Below are 22,128 nucleotides of genomic sequence, written 5' to 3' on the forward strand. Positions count from 1 at the left end.
GTCAGCCCCTCACAGCTTCATCAGGCTGGCGTCGTCGACCGAGGCCGAATGGCGGGCACGGAAGACGGACACGATGATCGCGAGTCCGACGACGACCTCCGCGGCGGCCACGACCATCGTGAAGAAGGCGATGATCTGGCCGTCGAGGTTGCCGTGCATACGGGAGAAGGTGACGAACGCGAGGTTGCAGGCGTTGAGCATCAGCTCGACGCACATGAAGAGCACGATCGCGTTGCGCCGGATGAGTACGCCCACCGCGCCGATGGTGAACAACAGCGCGGAGAGATACAGGTAGTTGACGGGATTCACCGCGAAGCCTCCTCTGCGTCCCGGCCCAGCCGCTCCTCGGAGCGCTGTTCGAGGGCCTTGAGGTCGGCGAGCGCCTCGCTGGACACGTCCCGGATCTGGCCCCGCTTGCGCAGGGTCTGCATGACGCTCAGCTCGGCCGGGGTGCCGTCCGGCAGCAGGCCCGCGATGTCCACCGCGTTGTGCCGGGCGTAGACGCCGGGGGCGGGCAGCGGCGGGAGGTGCTTGCCCTCGCGCACGCGCTGCTCGGCCAGCTCGCGCTGGGTGCGGGCGCGTTCGGTGCGCTCGCGGTGGGTGAGGACCATCGCGCCGAGGGCGGCGGTGATGAGCAGCGCGCCGGTGATCTCGAAGGCGAACACGTACTTGGTGAAGATGAGGGTGGCGAGGCCCTCGACGTTCCCGCCGGCGGCGGTGTTGGCGGTGCCCAGGCCGTTGAACTCGGTGAGCGAGGCGTGGCCGATGCCGGCGAACAGGAGGACGCCGAAGCCGGCTCCGCACAGGGCGGCCCACCAGCGCTGCCCCTTGATGGTCTCCTTCAGCGAGTCCGCGGCGGTGACACCGACCAGCATGACGACGAAGAGGAAGAGCATCATGATCGCGCCGGTGTAGACGACGATCTGGACGATGCCGAGGAAGTAGGCGCCGTTGGCGAGGTAGAAGACCGCCAGGATGATCATGGTGCCGGCGAGGCAGAGCGCGGAGTGCACGGCCCGCCGCATGAGGATCGTGCACAGGGCGCCGACGACGGCGATCGTGCCGAGCACCCAGAACTGGAGGGCCTCACCCGTGGAGGTCGCGTAGGCGGCGAGTGTCACGCTCATGCGTCCGCCCCCTCCGGCTCGCCCTTCTCGCCCTTGGACACGGCGACCTGCTGGACGGTGCCGGGCGCGGCCTCGGTGACCAGGCCCCGGTAGTAGTCCTGCTCGTCCATGCCCGGGAAGATGGCGTGCGGGGTGTCGACCATGGTGTCGTCGAGGCCCGCGAGCAGCTGCTCCTTGGTGTAGATCAGGTTCTCGCGGGAGGAGTCGGCCAGCTCGAACTCGTTGGTCATCGTCAGCGCGCGCGTGGGGCACGCCTCGATGCACAGCCCGCACAGGATGCAGCGGGCGTAGTTGATCTGGTAGACGCGGCCGTAGCGCTCGCCCGGGGAGTAGCGCTCCTCCTCGGTGTTGTCGGCGCCCTCCACGTAGATGGCGTCGGCGGGGCAGGCCCAGGCGCACAGCTCGCAGCCGACGCACTTCTCCAGGCCGTCGGGGTGACGGTTGAGCTGGTGCCGGCCGTGGAAGCGGGGCGCCGTCGTCTTCTGCTGCTCCGGGTACTGCTCGGTCAGCCGCTTCTTGAACATGGCCTTGAAGGTCACGCCGAAGCCGGCCACCGGATTCTGGAAATCAGACACCGTCCGTCTCCTTTCCCTCTGTCGCGGTAGCGGTATCGGCGCCACCACTGGCGATCAGCTCCCGCTCGTGGCGGGGCCGACGGCGCGGCACGGGCGGCAGGGACTGTCCCGGCTTGGGCGGTACGGGGAAGCCGCCCGCCATCGGGTCGAACGCGCCGCCCTCGGCGGCCTCCGCCTCCGCCTCCGCCTTGCCCTTCTTGTCGCGGAAGACGTCGAAGACGAAGGAGAGCAGCAGCACTCCGAGGACGGCCCCGGCGACGTACAGCACGATGGTCTGGAAGTCGTAGTTCTCGTTGCGCAGCGCCCGGACGGTGGCGACCAGCATCAGCCAGACCACGGAGACCGGGAGGAGCACCTTCCAGCCCAGCTTCATCAGCTGGTCGTAGCGGACGCGGGGCAGCGTGCCGCGCAGCCAGATGAAGAAGAAGAGCAGCAGCTGCACCTTGAGGACGAACCAGAGCATCGGCCACCAGCCGTGGTTGGCGCCCTCCCAGAAGCCGGAGATCGGCCAGGGGGCGCGCCAGCCGCCCAGGAACAGGGTCACGGAGACGGCCGAGACGGTCACCATGTTCACGTACTCGGCGAGCATGAAGAGCGCGAACTTGATCGACGAGTACTCGGTGTTGAAGCCGCCGACGAGGTCGCCCTCGGACTCCGGCATGTCGAAGGGGGCGCGGTTGGTCTCACCCACCATGGTGACGATGTAGATGATGAAGGAGACCGGCAGCAGCACGATGTACCAGCGGTCGGCCTGCGCCTCCACGATCGTCGAGGTCGACATCGACCCGGAGTAGAGGAAGACGGAGGCGAACGCGGCGCCCATGGCGATCTCGTACGAGATCATCTGCGCCGCCGAGCGGAGTCCGCCGAGCAGCGGGTACGTGGAGCCGGAGGACCAGCCGGCGAGGACGATGCCGTAGATGCCGACGGAGGCGACCGCGAGGATGTAGAGCATCGCGATCGGCAGGTCGGTCAGCTGCATCGTGGTGCGCTGGCCGAAGATCGAGACCTCGTTGCCGGCCGGGCCGAAGGGGATCACCGCGATCGCCATGAAGGCGGGGATGGCGGCGATGACCGGGGCGAGGACGTAGACGACCTTGTCGGCCCGCTTGACGATCAGGTCTTCCTTCAGCATCAGCTTGATGCCGTCGGCGAGCGACTGGAGCATGCCCCAGGGGCCGTGCCGGTTGGGGCCGATGCGCAGCTGCATCCAGGCGACGACCTTGCGCTCCCACACGATGGAGAAGAGCACGGTCACCATCAGGAAGGCGAAGCAGAAGACCGCCTTGACGAGGACGAGCCACCAGGGGTCGTGCCCGAACATCGACAGGTCTTCGGCGGCGAGCAGCGTGTTCATGCCTCCACCTCCGTGAGGGTGGCCGGGCCGAGGCGGACCAGGTCGCCGGGGCGGGAGCCGGTGCCGGCGAGGACGCCGTGGCCGGCCGAGTTCAGCGGGAGCCAGACCACCCGGTCGGGCATCTCGGTGACCTGGAGGGGGAAGCGGACCGCGCCCGCGGGCCCGGTGACTTCGAGGAGGTCGCCGTCCTTGACGCCGGTGGCGGCGGCGGTGGCGGCGGAGAGCCGGGCGACGGCGGCGTGCCGGGTGCCGGCCAGCGCGGTGTCGCCCTCCTGGAGGCGCCCGAGGTCGAGCAGCATCCGGTGCCCGGCGAGAACGGCCTCGCCTTCGCCCGGGCGGGCGGCGGACTGGCCGGGCTCGGCGGGCTCGGTGGCCCGGTCGCCGGTCCAGCCGCCGAGCCGGTCCAGCTCGCGCCGTACGGACCGCAGGTCCGGCAGCGCCAGGTGGACGTCCATGGCGTCGGCCAGCATGTGCAGCACGCGGGCGTCGGCGGGCGGCAGCGTCCGGGTCATCTGCTCCGGCTTCAGCGCGGCCTCGAACAGCCGGGCGCGGCCTTCCCAGTTGAGGAAGGTGCCGGGCTTCTCGGCGACCGCGGCGACCGGCAGGATCACGTCGGCGCGCTCGGTGACCGCGCCGGGCCGCAGCTCCAGCGAGACCACGAAGGCCGCGTCGAGGGCCTCGCGGGCGCGGGCCGGGTCGGGCAGGTCGTCGACGTCGACGCCGCCGACGAGCAGCGCGCCGAGTTCGCCGGTGGCGGCGGCCTCGACGATCTGGCCGGTGTCGCGGCCGTAGCCGTGCGGGAGTTCGCGGACGCCCCACACCTCGGCGACCTCCTCCCGGGCGCGCGGGTCGGTCACGGGCCGGCCGCCGGGCAGCAGCGCCGGGATGGCGCCCGCCTCGACGGCGCCGCGCTCTCCGGCCCGGCGCGGGATCCACACCAGCTTCGCGCCGGTGGCGGTGGCGGCCCGCAGGGCGGCGGTGAGCGCCCCGGGGACCCCGGCGAGCCGCTCGCCGACGGCGATGACGGCACCGTCCTCGCGCAGCGCCTCGGCCGCGGCGAGGCCGTCGGCGGAGAGCCCGACCCGGGAGGTGAGGGCGTCGAGCCACTCGGTCTCGGTGCCGGGGGCCGCGGCGAGCAGGGTGCCGCCGGTCTTCTCCAGCCCGCGGGTGGCGAACGCGGCGACCGCGAAGGTCCGCTGGCCCTTCTTCTTCCAGGCCTTGCGCAGCCGCAGGAAGATGCCGGGGGCCTCCTCCTCGGACTCCAGACCCACGAGCAGCACGGCGGGCGCGGCTTCGAGCGAGGTGTACGTGACGCCCGTACCGTCCAGGTCGCGGCCCCGTCCGGCGACGGCGGAGGCGAGGAAGTCGGCCTCCTCGCCGGAGTGGACGCGGGCCCGGAAGTCGACGTCGTTGGTGTCGAGGGCGACCCGGGCGAACTTGGCGTACGCGTAGGCGTCCTCGACGGTCAGCCGGCCGCCGGCCAGGACGCCGCTGCGCCCGCGCACGAGCCCGCGGGCCGCGGCTTCGAGCGCCTCGGGCCAGGAGGCCGCCTCCAGGACGCCGGTCTCGGGGTCGCGGACCAGCGGGGTGGCCAGCCGGTCACGCTGCTGCGCGTACCGGAAGCCGAACCGCCCCTTGTCGCAGACCCACTCCTCGTTGACCTCGGGGTCCTCGGCGGCGAGCCGCCGCATGACCTTGCCGCGGCGGTGGTCGGTGCGGGTCGCGCAGCCGCCCGCGCAGTGCTCGCAGACGCTCGGCGTCGACACGAGGTCGAAGGGGCGGGAGCGGAAGCGGTAGGCGGCCGAGGTCAGCGCGCCGACCGGGCAGATCTGGATGGTGTTGCCGGAGAAGTACGACTCGAAGGGGTCGCCCTCGCCGGTGCCGACCTGCTGGAGCGCGCCGCGCTCGACCAGTTCGATCATCGGGTCGCCGGCGATCTGGTTCGAGAAGCGGGTGCAGCGGGCGCAGAGCACGCAGCGCTCGCGGTCGAGCAGCACCTGGGTGGAGATGGCGACCGGCTTCTCGTACGTCCGCTTCTTGCCCTCGAAACGGGACTCGGCCTGCCCGTGGGACATGGCCTGGTTCTGCAGCGGGCACTCGCCGCCCTTGTCGCAGACCGGGCAGTCCAGCGGGTGGTTGATGAGCAGCAGCTCCATCACGCCGTGCTGGGCCTTCTCGGCGACCGGCGAGGTCAGCTGCGAGCGGACGACCATGCCGTCGGTGCAGGTGATGGTGCAGGACGCCATGGGCTTGCGCTGGCCCTCGACCTCGACGATGCACTGGCGGCAGGCGCCGGCCGGGTCGAGGAGCGGGTGGTCGCAGAAGCGGGGGATCTCGATGCCGAGCTGCTCGGCGGCCCGGATCACCAGGGTCCCCTTGGGGACGGAGATCTCGATGCCGTCGATGGTCAGCGTGACGAGGTCCTCCGGCGGGACCGCCGCACCACCCCCGGAGGGGGCTGACGTGGTGACTGTCATGCGTTCACCTCCCGGTGCTTGTCCGCCCAGGCGGTGGACTTGGCGGGGTCGAAGGGGCAGCCCTTGCCCGTGATGTGCTGCTCGTACTCGGCGCGGAAGTACTTCAGCGAGGAGAAGATCGGCGAGGCGGCGCCGTCACCGAGGGCGCAGAACGACTTACCGTTGATGTTGTCGGCGATGTCGTTGAGCTTGTCGAGGTCGGACATGACGCCCTTGCCCGCCTCGATGTCACGGAGCAGCTGGACCAGCCAGTAGGTGCCCTCCCGGCAGGGGGTGCACTTGCCGCAGGACTCGTGGGCGTAGAACTCGGTCCAGCGGGTGACGGCCCGCACCACGCAGGTGGTCTCGTCGAAGCACTGCAACGCCTTGGTGCCGAGCATGGATCCGGCGGCGCCGACGCCCTCGTAGTCGAGCGGGACGTCGAGGTGCTCCTCGGTGAACATCGGGGTGGAGGAGCCGCCGGGGGTCCAGAACTTGAGCCGGTGGCCGGGCCGCATCCCGCCGCTCATGTCGAGGAGCTGGCGCAGGGTGATGCCGAGCGGGGCCTCGTACTGGCCGGGCGAGGAGACGTGCCCGCTGAGCGAGTAGAGCGTGAAGCCGGGGGACTTCTCGGTCCCCATGGAGGTGAACCAGTCCTTGCCCTTGTTCAGGATCGCGGGAACCGAGGCGATGGATTCGACGTTGTTCACCACAGTGGGGCAGGCGTACAGACCGGCGACCGCGGGGAAGGGGGGACGCAGCCGGGGCTGGCCGCGGCGCCCTTCGAGCGAGTCGAGCAGGGCGGTCTCCTCGCCGCAGATGTACGCGCCGGCGCCGGCGTGCACGGTGATGTCGAGGTTCAGGCCGCTGCCGAGGATGTCCCGGCCGAGGTAGCCGGCCTCGTACGCCTCGCGGACCGCCTCGTGCAGGCGGCGCAGGACGGGCACGACCTCGCCGCGCAGATAGATGAACGCGTGCTCGGAGCGGATCGCGTAGCAGGCGATGATCATTCCCTCGATGAGGGAGTGCGGGTTGGCGAAGAGCAGCGGGATGTCCTTGCAGGTGCCCGGCTCGGACTCGTCGGCGTTGACGACGAGGTAGTGCGGCTTGCCGTCGCCCTGCGGGATGAACTGCCACTTCATCCCGGTGGGGAAGCCGGCGCCGCCGCGGCCGCGCAGACCGGACTCCTTGACGTACGCGATGAGGTCGTCGGGCGACATCGCGAGCGCCTTGCGCAGGCCCTCGTAGCCCTCGTGCCGTCGGTAGGTGTCCAGGGTCCAGGACTCGGGCTGGTCCCAGAACGCCGACAGGACGGGCGACAGCAGCTTCTCGGGGCTGCTGTTGTTGATCTCGGCTGCCAAGGTCATCACTCCCCCTCCTCACTGGCCGCCTCGCCACGCGGGTGGACGATCCGGCGCTGTGGGGTCTCCCCCTTGGCCAGGCGCAGGCCGACCAGCGAGGCGGGACCCGCGCCGCCGGTGGCCTCGACGGCGCCCTCGCGCTCGTCGGGGAAGCCCGCGAGGATCCGCGCGGTCTCCTTGAACGTGCACAGCGGCGCCCCGCGGGTGGGGGCGACGGGACGCCCCGCCCGCAGGTCGTCGACCAGGGCCTTGGCGGAGTCGGGCGTCTGGTTGTCGAAGAACTCCCAGTTGACCATCACGACGGGCGCGAAGTCGCAGGCCGCGTTGCACTCGATGTGTTCGAGGGTGACCTTGCCGTCGGGGGTGGTCTCGTCGTTGCCGACGCCGAGGTGCTCCTTGAGCTCCTCGAAGATGGCGTCGCCGCCCATGACGGCGCACAGCGTGTTGGTGCAGACGCCGACCTGGTAGTCGCCCGAGGGCTTGCGCCGGTACATCGTGTAGAAGGTGGCGACCGCGGTGACCTCGGCGGTGGTCAGGCCGAGCGTCTCGGCGCAGAAGCGCATGCCGGTGCGGGTGACGTGGCCCTCCTCCGCCTGCACGAGGTGCAGCAGCGGCAGGAGCGCGGAGCGGGACCCCGGGTAGCGGTCGATGATCGCCTTCGCGTCCTCCTCCAGCCGGGCGCGGACCTCGGCGGGGTAGTCGGGCGCGGGCAGTTGGGGCATCCCGAGACTGGTGTGTCCGTCCGTCATCGGTCGACGCCTCCCATCACGGGGTCGATGGACGCGACGGCGACGATGACGTCGGCGACCTGGCCGCCTTCGCACATCGCGGCCATGGCCTGGAGGTTGGTGAAGGACGGGTCGCGGAAGTGGACCCGGTAGGGGCGGGTGCCGCCGTCGGAGACGACGTGCACGCCGAGTTCGCCCTTGGGCGACTCGACGGCCGCGTAGGCCTGTCCCGCGGGGACCCGGAAGCCCTCGGTGACCAGCTTGAAGTGGTGGATCAGGGCCTCCATGGAGGTGCCCATGATCTTCTTGATGTGGTCGAGGGAGTTGCCGAGTCCGTCCGGGCCGAGGGCCAGCTGGGCGGGCCAGGCGATCTTCTTGTCGCCGACCATGACCGGGCCGGGCTCCAGCCGGTCCAGGCACTGCTCGACGATCCGCAGCGACTGGCGCATCTCCTCCAGGCGGACGAGGAAGCGCCCGTAGGCGTCGCAGCTGTCGGCGGTGGGGACCTCGAAGTCGTAGTTCTCGTAGCCGCAGTACGGGTCGGTCTTGCGCAGGTCGTGCGGGAGGCCCGCGGAGCGCAGGATCGGTCCGGTGGCGCCGAGGGCCATGCAGCCGGTGAGGTCGAGGTAGCCGACGTCCTGCATGCGGGCCTTGAAGATGGGGTTGCCGGTGGCCAGCTTGTCGTACTCCGGCAGGTTCTTCTTCATGGTCTTCACGAACTCGCGGACGGCGTCGACGGCGCCGGGCGGGAGGTCCTGGGCGAGGCCGCCGGGGCGGATGAACGCGTGGTTCATGCGCAGGCCGGTGATCAGCTCGTACAGGTCCAGGATCAGTTCGCGGTCCCGGAAGCCGTAGATCATGATCGTGGTGGCGCCGAGCTCCATGCCGCCGGTGGCGATGCAGACCAGGTGCGAGGAGAGCCGGTTGAGCTCCATGAGGAGCACCCGGAGGATGCTCGCCCGGTCCGGGATGTCGTCGGTGATGCCGAGCAGCTTCTCCACGCCGAGGCAGTACGCCGTCTCGTTGTAGAACGAGGTGAGGTAGTCCATGCGCGTGACGAAGGTGGTGCCCTGCGTCCAGGTCCGGTACTCGAGGTTCTTCTCGATGCCGGTGTGGAGGTAGCCGATGCCGCAGCGGGCCTCGGTGACGGTCTCGCCGTCGATCTCCAGGATGAGCCGGAGCACGCCGTGGGTGGACGGGTGCTGGGGGCCCATGTTGACGACGATGCGCTCGTCGTCGGCCTTGGCGGCGGACTGGACGACCTCGTCCCAGTCGCCGCCGGTGACCGTGTAGACGGTCCCTTCGGTGGTCTCCCTGGGGGAGGCAGAGGGGGTGTTCACGAGTACGACCTCCGCTGGTCCGGAGCCGGGATCTGGGCGCCCTTGTACTCGACGGCGATGCCGCCGAGGGGGTAGTCCTTGCGCTGCGGGTGGCCCGGCCAGTCGTCCGGCATCATGATCCGGGTGAGGGCGGGGTGGCCGTCGAAGACGATGCCGAAGAAGTCGTACGTCTCGCGCTCGTGCCAGTCGTTGGTCGGGTAGACCGCGACCAGCGACGGGACGCGCGGGTCGCCCTCGGGGGCCGAGACCTCCAGGCGCAGCAGCCGGCCGTGGGTGAGCGAGCGCAGGTGGTAGACGGCGTGCAGCTCGCGGCCCTTGTCGCCGGGGTAGTGGACGCCGGAGACGCCGGTGCACAGCTCGAAGCGCAGGGCGGGGTCGTCGCGCAGGGTGCGGGCGACCCGGACCAGGTGTTCGCGCTCGATGTGGAAGGTCAGCTCGCCGCGGTCGACGACCGTCCTCTCGATGGCGTTCGCGGGGAGCAGGCCCTGCTCCTCCAGGGCGCCCTCCAGCTCGTCGGCGACCTCGTCGAACCAGCCGCCGTACGGGCGGGAGGCCGGTCCGGGCAGGCGCACCGAGCGCACCAGGCCGCCGTAGCCGGAGGTGTCGCCGCCGTTGTTCGCGCCGAACATGCCGCGCTGGACGCGGACCTCCTCCCCGTGCTCGCCGCGCTGTCCCGGGAGGTTCTGCTCGCTGAGCTCCTTCTCGGGATTGGGTGTCTCGTCGCTCACCGGAGCAGACCCTTCATCTCGATCGTGGGCAGCGCCTTGAGCGCCGCCTCCTCCGCCTCGCGGGCCGCTTCCTGGGCGTTCACGCCCAGCTTGGAGCTCTGGATCTTCTGGTGGAGCTTGAGGATCGCGTCCACCAGCATCTCCGGGCGCGGCGGGCAACCCGGCAAATAGATGTCAACCGGAACAATGTGGTCAACGCCCTGCACAATTGCGTAATTGTTGAACATTCCGCCCGAAGACGCGCAAACCCCCATGGAGATGACCCACTTGGGGTTCGGCATCTGGTCGTAGACCTGCCGCAGGACGGGCGCCATCTTCTGGCTGACGCGGCCGGCCACGATCATCAGATCGGCCTGGCGCGGGGAGCCGCGGAAGACCTCCATGCCGAAGCGGGCCAGGTCGTAACGCCCGGCTCCGGTCGTCATCATCTCGATGGCGCAGCAGGCGAGGCCGAAGGTCGCGGGGAAGACGGAGGCCTTCCGGACCCAGCCCGCGGCCTGTTCGACGGTCGTCAGCAGAAAACCGCTGGGCAGCTTCTCTTCGAGTCCCATGGGTGCTCCTCAGCCCCTCAGTCCCATTCCAGGCCGCCGCGCCGCCACACGTAGGCGTAGGCGACGAAGACGGTGAGCACGAAGAGCAGCATCTCCACGAGCCCGAAAAGCCCCAGGGCGTCGAAGGTGACGGCCCAGGGGTAGAGGAAGACGATCTCGATGTCGAAGACGATGAAGAGCATCGCCGTCAGGTAGTACTTGATCGGGAAGCGGCCGCCTCCGGCCGGAGTGGGCGTCGGTTCGATGCCGCACTCGTAGGCCTCAAGTTTTGCCCTGTTGTACCGCTTTGGCCCGATTAGCGTGGCCATGACCACGGAGAAGATCGCAAACCCCGCACCCAGGGCACCGAGCACGAGGACGGGCGCGTACGCATTCACGCTCCTCGCTCCTTCCAGTCGTCCTTGACCGTTGGACCGCACGGTCGGGCCGCGACTCGACACGGAAGATCGCTCCCATGTGAGGCAGTTCACAAGCCCGACTGTCCCGCATCTTAAGCCCGCCCCTCTGTGATCTGCGACACGGGGTACGCCAACGACTTTGTGATCTCCACCACCTGACGAAGGATCATGAAGTCGGATGAGCGGTGATCTTGCCACTCGAAGCGCCCAGGTGATCACCAGATGTGACATCCGGACCGGTCACCGCTGGTCGGAGGGGGTGGCGCTCTATCAAGAGTTGGGCGGTACAAGCAAATTGGCAGCGAGACGCGTACGAGTGATAAAGGAACCGCCCGTCGCCCGGTCGGGGGGTCCGGCGTACCGCGGTGGACGTGTGCGCGCGTTCACGAGCCGGGATGTGACCTGCGTCACGTCAAGAACCGGCCGGGAAGAACGGGGCTTGGCCATCGAGGTGAAGAGGTGGTAGGTGACGGGCAATTCGGACTTTTCATTGAAAACACATGATCAAGGCCCGATTGAGTCATGCCCGTTTTGCCCGTTACGGCGTCAATAAGGGCGCCAGGGAGGCGGATTCAAAGGTTCCGAACGTAACTGTGGCGCAACCCACGTTTCTTGAAGGGAACCGTGAAGCCCTGATAGCGGTTGTACCCATGTCCCACACCGCTCACATACCCAGCCACCGGAAGCCCCGCCGCAGCGGCTCCAAAATGGCGTTCCGCGCCGGAGTTGCCGGTGGCGTCTTCAGCACCCTCGCGGTGGCCGGCGCCGCTGCCCCGGCGAACGCCGAGACGGTGACCGAGACGACCCTCGAGATGCCCACCCTGGGCTCCCTCGACGCCGACCTCGCCAGCGCTGTCTCCGCCTCCGCCGAGGCGACCCAGCAGGAGGCCCTCGACCAGAGCCTCGCCGCTCAGGAGGACGCCGCCCTCAAGAAGGCCGCCGCCCAGGCCAAGAAGGCCAAGGCCGAGGCCGACCGCAAGGCCGAGGCGGAGAAGGCCGAGAAGGCCCGCGCCGAGGCCGAGGAGCGCGCCTCCCGCACCGCGACGCGCACCCAGCTCTCCGCGAAGTCGTCCTCCGGCTCCTCCGACGCCGTCAGCAGCCGCTCCTCCAGCGGCAGCACGCAGGTCGCCACCGGCTCCGCCGCCGCGATCGTGGCCTTCGCCCGCGCCCAGATCGGCGACGCCTACGTCATGGGCGGCACCGGCCCCAACTCGTGGGACTGCTCGGGCCTCGTCCAGGCCGCCTACCGCCAGGCCGGCATCGACCTGCCCCGCATCTCCGGCGACCAGTCGAGCCGCGGCACCTCCGTCTCGCTGAGCAACCTCCAGCCGGGCGACATCCTGTACTGGGGCAGCCGCAGCGGCTCGTACCACGTCGCCATCTACGTCGGCGGCGGCATGTACGTCGGCGCGCAGAACCCGTCGACCGGTGTCGTCGAGCGCTCCCTCGACTGGGACACCCCGTCCGGCGCCGTGCGCATCCTCTGATCGCACCCCCACACGCGTGAAGGGCCGTCACTCCTCGGGGGAGCGACGGCCCTTCGGCCTGTCCGGCGAGATCCGGCCGAGGTGGCCGAGGGCCGTCCGGAGGGGCCCGACGCCTCGGTGGACCAGCTGGCGCGCCGGGCGCGGATGAGCGCGCGCACCTTCCACCGCCGGGTGCGGGAGGTGCACGGCACCACCCCGCTCCAGTGGCTCCTGGAGCAGCGGGTGGTGCGCGCGCAGACGCTCCTGGAGGCGACGGATCTGCCGGTGGAGCGGGTGGGCGAGGAGAGCGGCCTGGGTTCGGCGGCGAACCTGCGCCGCCATTTCACCCGGACGGTCGGGGTCTCCCCGACCGTCTACCGGCGCTCGTTCACGCCTTCGGGGCCACCTTCGAGAGCCCGTTGATGATGCGGTCCATCGCGTCGCCGCCGGTCGGGTCGGTGAGGTTGGCCAGCATCTTCAGGGTGAACTTCATCAGGAGCGGGTGGCTCAGGCCGCGCTGGGTCGCGATCTTCATGATCTTCGGGTTGCCGATGAGCTTCACGAAGGCACGGCCCAGCGTGTAGTAGCCGCCGTAGGTGTCCTTGAGGATCTTCGGGTAGTTGTGCAGGGCCAGTTCGCGCTGGGCGGGGGTGGCCCGGGCGTGCGCCTGGACGATGACGTCGGCCGCGATCTGGCCGGACTCCATGGCGTACGCGATGCCCTCGCCGTTGAACGGGTTGACGAGACCGCCGGCGTCGCCGACGAGCAGCAGACCCTTGGTGTAGTGCGGCTGGCGGTTGAAGGCCATCGGCAGGGCGGCGCCGCGGATGGGGGTGGTCATGTTGTCCGGGGTGAAGCCCCAGTCCTCGGGCATCGAGGCGCACCAGGCCTTGAGGACCTCGCGCCAGTCGAGCTCCTTGAAGGCGGAGGAGGAGTCGAGGATGCCGAGGCCGACGTTGGAGGTGCCGTCGCCCATGCCGAAGATCCAGCCGTAGCCGGGCAGCAGCCGGTCCTGCGCGCCGCGCCGGTCCCACAGCTCCAGCCAGGACTCCAGGTAGTCGTCCTCGTGCCGCGGGCTCGTGAAGTACGTGCGCACGGCGACGCCCATCGGGCGGTCCTCGCGCCGGTGCAGGCCCATCGCGAGGGACAGCCGGGTGGAGTTGCCGTCGGCGGCGACGACCAGCGGGGCGTGGAAGGTGACCTCGCGCTTCTCCTCGCCCAGCTTGGCGTGGACGCCGGTGATCCGGCCGGTGCGGTCGTCGATGATCGGGGCGCCGACGTTGCAGCGCTCGTAGAGCCGGGCGCCGGCCTTCTGGGCCTGGCGGGCGAGCTGTTCGTCGAAGTCGTCGCGCTTGCGGACGAGTCCGTAGTCCGGGTAGGAGGCGAGGTCGGGCCAGTCGAGCTGGAGCCGGACGCCGCCGCCGATGATCCGCAGGCCCTTGTTGCGGAGCCAGCCGGCCTCTTCGGAGATGTCGATGCCCATGGCGACGAGCTGCTTGGTCGCGCGCGGGGTGAGGCCGTCGCCGCAGACCTTCTCGCGCGGGAACGCGGTCTTCTCCAGGAGCAGGACGTCGAGTCCGGCCTTGGCGAGGTAGTACGCGGTGGTCGAGCCGGCCGGGCCCGCCCCGACGACGATCACGTCTGCGCTGTGCTCGGAGAGGGGCTGCTCGGTCACGGCGGATTCTCCCGAAGACTCGACGGTAGGGGACGGTACGGACGTACCGGGGCAGTCTATGGGGGGCGCGTCCGGGACCGTCCGAAGGGCCACCTCCGGTGCGCGGTCACCTCGCGTTGGTGCAAGATCACCTCCCGTGACCCTTACTCGCACACACATACGGAGAGGCACGCTGCTCGCGGCCCTCCTCGCCCTGCTCTGTTCGGCGTTCCTCGTCCAGACCGGGAAGGCCGACGCCGCGGACTTCCCCGACTGCCCGGCCGGACAGTTCTGTCTCTACGACGGCAGCGGGGGAACCGGCACCCGCGTGGACGTCGCCGAAGGCGCCAAGGCCGAGCGGGACGCCGGCACCATCCTGTCCGTGAAGAACAACACCGGCATGTGGGCCTGCATGTACGGCAAGCCCGAGTACGGCGGCGGCCTCCAGACCATCAAGCCGGCCAACGGCGACGAGTACGTCACCGACGGCACCCGCTGGGTCGTCGGCTCGTACAAGCTGGTGCCCACCCGCGCCCTGTGCTTCACCGGCTACGAGCGCTGCCAGGACGGCCAGGTCTGCACCTTCGCCGAGCGCAACGGGCGCGGCGCGATGACCGTCCACGCCCCGGCAACCGACGCCGCGACCCAGAACCACGGCAACAGCTACGGCCCCGAGGTCGCCCCCGTCTCCGTGTTCAACCGGACGGCCAAGCACCTCTGCTTCTACCCGAACCCCGACTACACCGGCACGTGGGACGGGGGCGCGTACGGCGCCTACGTCGTGCTGCGCGGCCAGAGCGTCACCGTCCCCTCACCCTTCACGGGCACGTTCCGCTCCCACGAACTCGTCAACGGAACCTCGGAGTGCCAGTGACCACGCCCCTGCGCCCGGCCCTCGCCGTCGCCGCCGCCCTCACCGCGACCCTCGCGCTGACCACCTCGAACGCCCCCGCCTCCACCGCGGTGGACGTGGTGCAGAGCCCGCTCGCCGCCCACTGGGAGCAGTCCCCGGTGCCGGGCGCCGCCGGGCTTCCCGCCGGCGTCACGGTCACCAACTGGACCGAGAAGGCGCCCCTGGAGAACCGGAGCAGACCCCGGCTCCTCCAGGTCGTCGAGATCGACCCCACCGCCGCCCCGCTCGACCTGCAGAGCACCGTCGGCACAGGCGACGGCCTGGCCGAGACGGTCGCCGAACAGCTCGCCGCGGTCAGCCCGACGGCCCCGGCAAGGCACCCTGTGGCGGGCGTCAACGGCAGCCTGTTCAAGTCGGAGACCCCGCACCCGGACCTGGCGGCCGCCGGGCCCGTGACCCTCCAGCACATGGGCGTCTCGGTCACCGACGGCGTCCTGCACGGCTCCAGCTGCTGGGGCGGCGGGCAGGGCACGTCGGGCGCCGTGATCCAGTACGGCGTCCCGTACATCACCAAGCTGCGCACGGATCTCAGCCTGACCGCGTCCGACGGGTCCCTCCCCGTGACCCTCGACGACATCAACCGGGACCCGGGCCGCGCCCGCGGCTGCGGCCGTGACAAGGAGGACAAGCTCCTCCCCGTGGACCAGGTCGGCGGTCAGAAGGGCGTCTACGTCGACCCCGACGAGATCGTCCTGTTCACCTCCGACTACAAGTACCCGGTGCCCAAGCCCGGCCTCGACCCGTACGTCACCACGGACGACGACGAGGGCTTCGAGGTCGTCCTCGACTCCACGGGCAAGGTGACGGCCGCCCGCGCGAGCCGCGGCGGCGGCAAGGGCAACACCGTCCAGGTCAGGGTGCCCTCCGGCGGCCGCATCCTGCAGGGCGTCGGCACCGGCGCCACGTGGCTGCGCGACCACGCCCTGCCGAACACCACGCTGCAGGTCTCCCAGAAGCTGACCGACACCCGGTTCAACCGTCCGGTCCCGCTGGACCCGTCGGTCGACGTCGTGAGCTCCTTCCACCAGCTCCTGCGCAACGGCGACATCCCGGCCGAACTGCCCGACACCTGCGGCGACACGGACACCGGCGTCGACGGCACCCCGATCTGCACCGACTCGCGGGTGGCCCTCGGCACGAACGTGCGCGGCCACACGGTCCTCGTCACCCTGACCGGACAGCCCCAGGCGACCAACACCACCACCCACGAGGACGGCGCCTGGCTGCACTCCTTCGGGGAGCTCCTGGACTCCGCGGAGCTCGGCCTGATCGACGCGCTCAACCTCGACGGCGGCGGCTCGGCGACCCTGATCACCGCCGACACCACCGGCGCCACCACGGTGCGCACTCCGCCGACGGACCGGGTGAACGGCGTGTACGTGCACCGGCCCGTCTCCGACGCCGTGTACGCGGGGATCAGCGGCTACGGCATGTACAAGAAGTAGCCCGGGGACGCCGTTACGGCCGCTACGCCTGCTTGAACCCGCGGTGCATCGCCACGATCCCGCCGGTCAGGTTCCGCCAGGCCACCTTGGACCAGCCGGCCTTCCGCATCAGGCCCGCGAGGGTCGGCTGGTCGGGCCAGGACTGGATGGACTCGGCCAGGTAGACGTACGCGTCGGGGTTGGAGGAGACGGCTCGCGCCACCGGCGGCAGCGCGCGCATCAGGTACTCCTCGTACACCGTGCGGAACGGCTTCCAGGTGGCGTGCGAGAACTCGCAGATGACGACCCGGCCGCCGGGCTTCGTCACCCGGTACAGCTCGCGCAGCGCCTGGTCGGTGTCCTGGATGTTGCGCAGCCCGAAGGAGATGGTGACGGCGTCGAAGACGTCGTCGCGGAACGGCAGCTTCGTGCCGTCGCCCGCGGTGAACGGCATCCACGGGTGGTTGTTCTTGCCGACCCGCAGCATCCCCAGGGAGAAGTCGCAGGGCACGACGTACGCCCCGGCGCGCGCGAACGGCTGCGAGGAGGTCGCGGTGCCGGCGGCCAGGTCGAGGATCTTCTGCGCGGGCCGCGCGTCGACCGCCTTGGCGACCTCCTTGCGCCAGCGCCGGTCCTGGCCGAGCGAGAGGACGTCGTTGGTGAGGTCGTAGTTCGCCGCCACGTCGTCGAACATCGAGGCGACTTCGTGCGGCTGCTTGTCCAGGGTGGCGCGGGTCACTGGCGTTCGCCTCACTTGGTTCGTACTGCGGGCTTGGTTCGTACGGCGGTCCGAGGGGCCGACGTTACGCCCGCATTGTCGCAGGGGACGGCGGCCACGACGGTCAGCGGGCCCGGTAGACCAGACGGCCGGCGATGATGGTGGCCACGCAGGTCGCGGGGCCCTGGCGCACGAGCGCCGCCCGGTCGGGCACGTCGAAGACGGCGAAGCGGGCGGGGCCGCCCGGCGCGAGCAGCGGCAGCATCACCAGCGGCGCCGGCGTCAGGGACGGCGGTCCCGGCAGGTTGGGCGGGCGCTGCCCCACCGCGAGCCCGGCGCGGCGCACCGCGTCCTGCGCGGCCCGGCCGCGCAGCTCCCCGCCGACGGCGACCACGCCGTGCGCGAGGAGCCGCTGCACCCCGCGGCGCGCGGAGGCGCCCCGGCGGGCGGGGTTCGCCTCGAAGATCTCGTGCGCCCGCTCGCCCATGATCGGCTCGGTGCCGAAGGTGTCGGCCTCGCGCGGGTCCGGGTGGTAGGTCGCTTCGAGCAGCTCGGGGCCGTACGGGTTGAGCAGCCCGGGGGTGAGGATGCCGGGCCAGCGGCGCAGCCGGGCGTCCTGGTTGGCGTCGGCGAGTTCCTCGTACGGGCCGACGGCCGCGACGAGCGGGCCGTCGACGAGGACGGCGAACTCGGGCGAGGCGTCGGCGGCGTGCAGCGTCAGCATCGGTGCCGTTCTCAGTGGGCGTCGAGGAGCTTCAGCTCGGGGTGGGCCGTGCCGCCCTCGATCGCGATGGACGAGATGTGGGAGGCCACGCGCTCGTCGACCGGGTCGTTCGCCGGGTCGTCGTGGACGACCAGGTGCTCGTAGGTGGTCGAGCGCTGCGCGGGGACGCGGTCCGCGGTGCGGATCATGTCGATCATCTCGCGCAGGTTGGAGCGGTGCTTGGCGCCGGCGGAGGAGACGACGTTCTCCTCCAGCATGATCGAGCCGAGGTCGTCGGCGCCGTAGTGCAGGGTGAGCTGGCCGATCTCCTTGCCCGTGGTGAGCCACGAGCCCTGGATGTGCGCCACGTTGTCGAGGAAGAGGCGCGCGATGGAGATCATGCGCAGGTACTCGAAGAGGGTCGCCTGGGTGCGGCCCTTCAGGTGGTTGTTCTCGGGCTGGTACGTGTAGGGGATGAAGGCGCGGAAGCCGCCCGTGCGGTCCTGGAGGTCGCGGATCATCCGCAGGTGCTCGATGCGCTCGGCGTTGGTCTCGCCGGTGCCCATGAGCATCGTGGAGGTCGACTCGACGCCCAGCCCGTGGGCGATCCCCATGATCTCCAGCCAGCGCTCGCCGCTCTCCTTCAGCGGGGCGATGGCCTTGCGGGGGCGCTCCGGGAGCAGCTCGGCGCCGGCGCCGGCGAAGGAGTCCAGGCCGGCCGCGTGGATGCGGGTGATGGCCTCCTCGACGGAGACGCCGGAGATGCGGGCCATGTGCTCGACCTCGGAGGCGCCGAGGGAGTGGATGACCAGCTGCGGGTACTCGGCCTTGATCGCGGCGAAGTGCTTCTCGTAGTACTCGACGCCGAAGTCGGGGTGGTGGCCGCCCTGGAACATGATCTGGGTGCCGCCGAGCTCCACGGTCTCCGCGCAGCGGCGCAGGATGTCGTCGAGGTCGCGGGTCCAGCCCTTCTTGGTGTCCTTCGGGGCGGCGTAGAACGCGCAGAACTTGCACGCCGTCACACAGACGTTCGTGTAGTTGATGTTGCGCTCGATGATGTACGTCGCGATGTGCTCGGTCCCCGCGTAGCGGCGGCGGCGCACGGCGTCGGCGGCGGCACCGAGGGCGTGCAGCGGCGCCGAGCGGTACAGGTCGAGCGCCTCCTCGGGGGTGATCCGGCCACCGGCGGCGGCACGGTCGAGAACGGACTGGAGTGCGGCCTTCTCGGTCACCGGGTGTCCCTTTCGGAGGCTGCGTACCCGCGGGCGGGCGCGTACTGGACGGACCGAGCCAGCCTACGCCAGCACCTCCGGCCGGATTCGTACCGGTCCCGAGCCAACCGATCGGGCGCGGGATCCCTCTCCTCTTCCGGAATCCGCCGTATGACCCGAAACGCACTCGGAGACCCCGCCATGACAGCTCGACGCCGCCGCCTCCACCGCAGCCTCGCGGCCGCCCTCGCCCTCGGAACGACGCTGGGCGCGGTCGCCGGCTGCTCGTCGGACCAGGGCGACCCGGTCTCCTTCGACACGCCGAGGAACGGCCGGCCCCAGCAGGCCGCCGCGCACACGCCGGGCGGGAAGAACGGCGGGACGAAGGGGGACCACGGCCCCGTGACCGTCTTCCCCACCGGGCCGAAGGCGGAGTTCACCGACGCGAACACCGTCGAGGACGGCACGAAGATCGGTGTCACGGAACTCCAGGGCGCGAAGTCCGGATTCACCGGCAAGGTGTGGGTGTGGGCGCCGAAGCAGTATTTCGACCCGAAGTACGCGAACAGCGGCTTTCCGGTCCTCATCTCGCTGCCCGGCGGCGTCGGCTATCCGACGAATTACTGGATGGGCACCGACCTCAAACTCCAGTCGAGCATCGCCCGCTGGTCCGAGGAGGGAAAGAGCCTGCCGTTCATCGTGGTGATGCCCGTCCTCAACCCGGACGACAAGCACTATTACGACGGCAGCGATATCCCGGGCCAGCCGCGAATGGGGACCTGGCTGACCGAGGACGTGCCGGACTTCGTGCGGGCGAATTTCCGCACCTTCAAGTCGCGGGACGGCTGGGCGTTCATGGGCTCGTCCTCGGGCGGCTTCGTGGGCCTGAAGTCGGTGCTCCAGAAGCCGGACAAGTTCAAGGGCGTCATCGCCTCGGGGCCGGACCTGATCCCGGACTCCCCGCTGTGGAAGGGGCACGAGCGGGAGCGGCGGGCGAACGACCCGGGCCGGCTCGCCGCGGCGCTCGGCCGGAAGCCGGACACCAAGGAGAACCAGCTCTTCCTGGCGTTCCAGCTGGGCACCAAGGAGACCCGGCTCTCCCCGCACGTGAAGGCCTTCATCAAGCAGTACACGAAGGGCCCGGTCAAGTCCCACCTGGAGATCATCCAGAACGGCGGGCACAACGCGCTGAGCTACATCCGGGGCATGGACGAGGGCTCGATCGCCTGGCTGAGCCGCCAGATGCAGGGCCCGATCGCGGGCCCCGTCACCGCCCCCTCGTCGTAGGGCGCTATCGGCCCGGCGCGAGCAGCTCCACGCGTACGTCCGCGGGGAAACCGGTCGTCGGGCCGGTCCTGCGGGCGAACTCGCGCACCCCGGCGAGCTGCTCCGGCCCGAAGCGGAAGTCGAGCGTCCGGAAGTACCGCTCCAGGAGCTCCGCGTCGAAGGCCTCCCAGCGGGCCGCCTGCTCCGCCACCTTCGCGACCTCCTCAAGAGAGAGGTCGCGCGAGGCCAGGAACGCCCGGTGCACGTCGTGGACGGTCTCCGGCTCGCGGGCCAGGAAGTCCTTGCGGGCCGCCCACACGGCGAAGACGAACGGCAGCCCCGTCCAGTCCTTCCACATCAGCCCCAGGTCATGGACCTGGAGCCCGAGCCGCGGCGCCTCGTGCAGGGAGGCCCGCAGCGCGGCGTCGCCGATCAGTACGGCCGCGTCCGCCTCCTGCATCATCAGGCCGAGGTCGGGCGGGCACGTGTAGTAGTCCGGCCGCACCCCGTACCGCTCGGCGAGCAGCAGCTGCGCCAGGCGCACGGAGGTGCGCGAGGTGGAGCCGAGCGCCACCCGCGCCCCGTCCAGCTGGTCCAGGGGCCGCTGCGAGACGATCACGCAGGACATGACGGGCCCGTCGCAGCCGACGGCGATGTCCGGCAGGGCGACCAGGTCGTCCGCGTTGCGGAGGTACTCGACGAGGGTGATCGGGCCGATGTCGAGGTCGCCCCGCACCAGCTGCTCGCTGAGCTTCTCCGGGGAGTCCTTCGTCAGCTCCAGATCGAGGAGCGTTCCGGTACGCGCCAGGCCCCAGTAGAGGGGCAGGCAGTTCAGGAACTGGATGTGCCCGACACGGGGCCGGCTGCGCTGGTGGTCATCGGTTGCATTGTCCACATCGCGAGGCTAGCCCCGTCTCGTACGGTGGACGTCGCCGGGGCACGCATCGGACATCCGTCCGAACTCGGGAGGGCCTCCGCGTCAGCACATCAGAAGCGCGTCAAACATGAGGGTGACGTGATCTTTCCCTCTACCGCTCTGACCACGCTGCGTGCTACGCTCAACGCAAGTTGCAGTTTGGTTTCCCTTGCAGTACAGAGCCTGCGGAGCATGTAACCCGCAGGCTTTTGTAGTTTTCAGACTTGGTTGCAGGTTCTGGAGCAGGGCGACCCTTTGGCCCATAGGAGGGCTCATGGCTACCGGAACCGTGAAGTGGTTCAACGCTGAAAAGGGCTTTGGCTTCATTGCCCAGGAAGGCGGCGGCCCGGATGTCTTCGTCCACTACTCCGCGATCAATGCCTCTGGCTTCCGCTCCCTTGAGGAGAACCAGCAGGTGAACTTCGACGTCACGCAGGGCCCGAAGGGTCCGCAGGCGGAGAACGTCACCCCGGTCTAAGTGACCCGGGTCGACAATCGCGATCTCTAGAGCTGTACCCAAGGAGCCCCGCTCCGTGCGTGTCGAGCGCACGAGCGGGGCTCCTGCCGTTTCGTAGTCTGGACACATGACCGAACGGAAACCGCCCGGCGTCAGCTTCGAGTCGTTCGTGGACAAGCAGATCCGCGAGGCCGCGGAGCGCGGCGAGTTCAGCCGGCTGAAGGGCTTCGGCAAGCCGCTGGAGAACGACACCGCGCCGTACGACGAGCTGTGGTGGGTCAAGCAGAAGATGCACAGCGAGGGCGCCTCCGTACTGCCCCCGTCGCTGACCCTCCGCAAGCAGGCCGAGGACGCGGCCGAGGCCGCCCGCGCGGCCGTCTCGGAGACGCAGCTGCGCCGGATCCTGGACGAGATCAACACGAAGATCGCCGCCGCCCTGGCCCGGCCGCCGGCGGGGCCGCCATTGAACCTGACGCTTTTCGACGTGGAGGCGATGGCTGAGGAGTGGCGGGCGGGACGTTCGGGGACTTCTTGAACCGGTTCGATTAGGATCACCCGATCCGGGGGGGACCTTCGTCACCGCCTACCCGGACGGCACCGCCCGCCCGGACACGTCCAGCGTGAACGCCCCGGCGGGCCGGACCGTCGCCGGCACGGTCGTCGTCCCCGTCGTCGACGGGAAGGTGACCTTCTACAACCACTCCGGCAGCGTGCAGCTGATCGCCGACGTGGAAGGCTGGTTCGCGTAAGGGAAACGTGTCGATCGGTGCCCCTGGAAA

Annotated in this window: 23 protein-coding genes and 1 pseudogene; 8 read left to right on the forward strand and 16 right to left on the reverse strand. The window is 70.2% G+C overall.

All coding sequences use genetic code 11. From position 1 onward, the window contains the following. Positions 1-9: 9 nt before the first annotated feature. From nuoK to ACZ3ZE_RS17360, 11 genes are read right to left on the reverse strand one after another with little or no spacing between them, the layout of a single operon-like run. Positions 10-309 carry an NADH-quinone oxidoreductase subunit NuoK gene (nuoK, locus tag ACZ3ZE_RS17310; protein ID WP_046908839.1) on the reverse strand — a complete coding sequence of 100 codons (300 nt, stop codon included), beginning with the start codon at positions 307-309 and terminating at the stop codon, positions 10-12. Then, positions 306-1,127 carry an NADH-quinone oxidoreductase subunit J gene (locus tag ACZ3ZE_RS17315; RefSeq protein WP_361165742.1) on the reverse strand — a complete coding sequence of 274 codons (822 nt, stop codon included), beginning with the start codon at positions 1,125-1,127 and terminating at the stop codon, positions 306-308. Before ACZ3ZE_RS17315 ends, nuoK begins: the two co-directional genes overlap by 4 nt. Continuing rightward, positions 1,124-1,702: an NADH-quinone oxidoreductase subunit NuoI gene (gene nuoI / locus ACZ3ZE_RS17320; protein ID WP_361165739.1), complete on the reverse strand. Its 579-nt coding sequence runs from the start codon at positions 1,700-1,702 to the stop codon at positions 1,124-1,126. The genes ACZ3ZE_RS17315 and nuoI overlap by 4 nt, the downstream gene beginning before the upstream one ends. After that, positions 1,695-3,059, reverse strand: a complete 1,365-nt coding sequence (nuoH, locus tag ACZ3ZE_RS17325) for an NADH-quinone oxidoreductase subunit NuoH (protein WP_361165736.1) — start codon at positions 3,057-3,059, stop codon at positions 1,695-1,697. The genes nuoI and nuoH overlap by 8 nt, the downstream gene beginning before the upstream one ends. Continuing rightward, entirely contained in the window at positions 3,056-5,536 is a 2,481-nt protein-coding gene (locus ACZ3ZE_RS17330; RefSeq protein ID WP_467259590.1) for an NADH-quinone oxidoreductase subunit G, read from the reverse strand. The genes nuoH and ACZ3ZE_RS17330 overlap by 4 nt, the downstream gene beginning before the upstream one ends. Continuing rightward, positions 5,533-6,882, reverse strand: coding sequence for an NADH-quinone oxidoreductase subunit NuoF (nuoF, locus tag ACZ3ZE_RS17335; protein ID WP_361165730.1), 1,350 nt, complete (start codon positions 6,880-6,882; stop codon positions 5,533-5,535). Before nuoF ends, ACZ3ZE_RS17330 begins: the two co-directional genes overlap by 4 nt. After that, a complete protein-coding gene (nuoE, locus tag ACZ3ZE_RS17340) occupies positions 6,882-7,625 on the reverse strand; it encodes an NADH-quinone oxidoreductase subunit NuoE (RefSeq protein WP_361165727.1) in 744 nt (247 codons plus the stop codon). The genes nuoF and nuoE overlap by 1 nt, the downstream gene beginning before the upstream one ends. After that, entirely contained in the window at positions 7,622-8,944 is a 1,323-nt protein-coding gene (locus ACZ3ZE_RS17345; protein ID WP_361165724.1) for an NADH-quinone oxidoreductase subunit D, read from the reverse strand. The genes nuoE and ACZ3ZE_RS17345 overlap by 4 nt, the downstream gene beginning before the upstream one ends. Further along, positions 8,941-9,672, reverse strand: a complete 732-nt coding sequence (locus ACZ3ZE_RS17350) for an NADH-quinone oxidoreductase subunit C (protein WP_361165721.1) — start codon at positions 9,670-9,672, stop codon at positions 8,941-8,943. Before ACZ3ZE_RS17350 ends, ACZ3ZE_RS17345 begins: the two co-directional genes overlap by 4 nt. Then, positions 9,669-10,223, reverse strand: coding sequence for a NuoB/complex I 20 kDa subunit family protein (locus tag ACZ3ZE_RS17355; protein WP_132912204.1), 555 nt, complete (start codon positions 10,221-10,223; stop codon positions 9,669-9,671). The genes ACZ3ZE_RS17350 and ACZ3ZE_RS17355 overlap by 4 nt, the downstream gene beginning before the upstream one ends. A 17-nt stretch (positions 10,224-10,240) precedes the next feature. Further along, a complete protein-coding gene (locus ACZ3ZE_RS17360; RefSeq protein ID WP_019888619.1) occupies positions 10,241-10,600 on the reverse strand; it encodes an NADH-quinone oxidoreductase subunit A in 360 nt (119 codons plus the stop codon). Between the two features lie 671 nt (positions 10,601-11,271). On the opposite strand from ACZ3ZE_RS17360, the gene ACZ3ZE_RS17365 reads away from it, so the two are divergent. Together ACZ3ZE_RS17365 and ACZ3ZE_RS17370 are read left to right on the forward strand one after the other, a co-directional pair. Further along, positions 11,272-12,108: a C40 family peptidase gene (locus ACZ3ZE_RS17365; protein ID WP_361165717.1), complete on the forward strand. Its 837-nt coding sequence runs from the start codon at positions 11,272-11,274 to the stop codon at positions 12,106-12,108. 114 nt (positions 12,109-12,222) lie between these two features. Next, a pseudogene (locus ACZ3ZE_RS17370) lies at positions 12,223-12,510 on the forward strand (helix-turn-helix domain-containing protein); the annotation flags it as partial. On the opposite strand, the gene ACZ3ZE_RS17375 reads toward ACZ3ZE_RS17370, so the two are convergent. After that, positions 12,476-13,762 (reverse strand): geranylgeranyl reductase family protein, encoded by a 1,287-nt coding sequence (locus ACZ3ZE_RS17375; protein WP_361165714.1) that lies wholly within the window; start codon positions 13,760-13,762, stop codon positions 12,476-12,478. The pseudogene ACZ3ZE_RS17370 and the gene ACZ3ZE_RS17375 overlap by 35 nt on opposite strands. 136 nt (positions 13,763-13,898) lie before the next feature. On the opposite strand from ACZ3ZE_RS17375, the gene ACZ3ZE_RS17380 reads away from it, so the two are divergent. Together ACZ3ZE_RS17380 and ACZ3ZE_RS17385 are read left to right on the forward strand one after the other, a co-directional pair. Continuing rightward, positions 13,899-14,615, forward strand: a complete 717-nt coding sequence (locus tag ACZ3ZE_RS17380) for a peptidase inhibitor family I36 protein (protein WP_467259591.1) — start codon at positions 13,899-13,901, stop codon at positions 14,613-14,615. Next, positions 14,612-16,099: a phosphodiester glycosidase family protein gene (locus ACZ3ZE_RS17385; protein ID WP_361621296.1), complete on the forward strand. Its 1,488-nt coding sequence runs from the start codon at positions 14,612-14,614 to the stop codon at positions 16,097-16,099. The genes ACZ3ZE_RS17380 and ACZ3ZE_RS17385 overlap by 4 nt, the downstream gene beginning before the upstream one ends. Positions 16,100-16,121: 22 nt before the next feature. Here ACZ3ZE_RS17385 and ACZ3ZE_RS17390 read toward each other — a convergent pair whose 3' ends face one another. The 3 genes from ACZ3ZE_RS17390 to mqnC all read right to left on the reverse strand — a co-directional run bounded on the left by ACZ3ZE_RS17390 (position 16,122) and on the right by mqnC (position 18,731). Further along, a complete protein-coding gene (locus tag ACZ3ZE_RS17390) occupies positions 16,122-16,817 on the reverse strand; it encodes a demethylmenaquinone methyltransferase (protein WP_361165705.1) in 696 nt (231 codons plus the stop codon). 103 nt (positions 16,818-16,920) lie between these two features. Then, entirely contained in the window at positions 16,921-17,520 is a 600-nt protein-coding gene (locus ACZ3ZE_RS17395; RefSeq protein WP_361165702.1) for a hypothetical protein, read from the reverse strand. An 11-nt stretch (positions 17,521-17,531) separates the two neighbouring features. Beyond that, the gene (gene mqnC, locus ACZ3ZE_RS17400) at positions 17,532-18,731 is read right to left on the reverse strand and encodes a cyclic dehypoxanthinyl futalosine synthase (RefSeq protein WP_361165699.1); all 1,200 of its coding nucleotides are present in this window, start codon (positions 18,729-18,731) and stop codon (positions 17,532-17,534) included. A gap of 180 nt (positions 18,732-18,911) precedes the next feature. Here mqnC and ACZ3ZE_RS17405 point away from each other — a divergent pair, with 180 nt between their 5' ends. Beyond that, the gene (locus ACZ3ZE_RS17405) at positions 18,912-19,997 is read left to right on the forward strand and encodes an alpha/beta hydrolase (RefSeq protein ID WP_361165696.1); all 1,086 of its coding nucleotides are present in this window, start codon (positions 18,912-18,914) and stop codon (positions 19,995-19,997) included. A 4-nt stretch (positions 19,998-20,001) separates the two neighbouring features. Here ACZ3ZE_RS17405 and ACZ3ZE_RS17410 read toward each other — a convergent pair whose 3' ends face one another. Beyond that, positions 20,002-20,871 (reverse strand): menaquinone biosynthetic enzyme MqnA/MqnD family protein, encoded by an 870-nt coding sequence (locus tag ACZ3ZE_RS17410; protein ID WP_361165693.1) that lies wholly within the window; start codon positions 20,869-20,871, stop codon positions 20,002-20,004. A gap of 295 nt (positions 20,872-21,166) precedes the next feature. Between ACZ3ZE_RS17410 and ACZ3ZE_RS17415 the strand changes: the two genes are divergently transcribed. From ACZ3ZE_RS17415 to ACZ3ZE_RS17425, 3 genes are all read left to right on the forward strand, one after another. Continuing rightward, positions 21,167-21,370, forward strand: a complete 204-nt coding sequence (locus ACZ3ZE_RS17415) for a cold-shock protein (protein ID WP_046908818.1) — start codon at positions 21,167-21,169, stop codon at positions 21,368-21,370. A 106-nt stretch (positions 21,371-21,476) separates the two neighbouring features. Next, positions 21,477-21,884, forward strand: coding sequence for a DnaJ family domain-containing protein (locus ACZ3ZE_RS17420; RefSeq protein ID WP_363291410.1), 408 nt, complete (start codon positions 21,477-21,479; stop codon positions 21,882-21,884). Between the two features lie 85 nt (positions 21,885-21,969). After that, on the forward strand, positions 21,970-22,098 hold the full coding sequence (locus tag ACZ3ZE_RS17425; protein ID WP_363291411.1) for an N-acetylmuramoyl-L-alanine amidase: 129 nt from the start codon (positions 21,970-21,972) through the stop codon (positions 22,096-22,098). The last annotated feature ends 30 nt before the right edge of the window (positions 22,099-22,128 follow it).

The sequence above is a fragment of the Streptomyces sp. NPDC023157 genome (assembly GCF_055560575.1).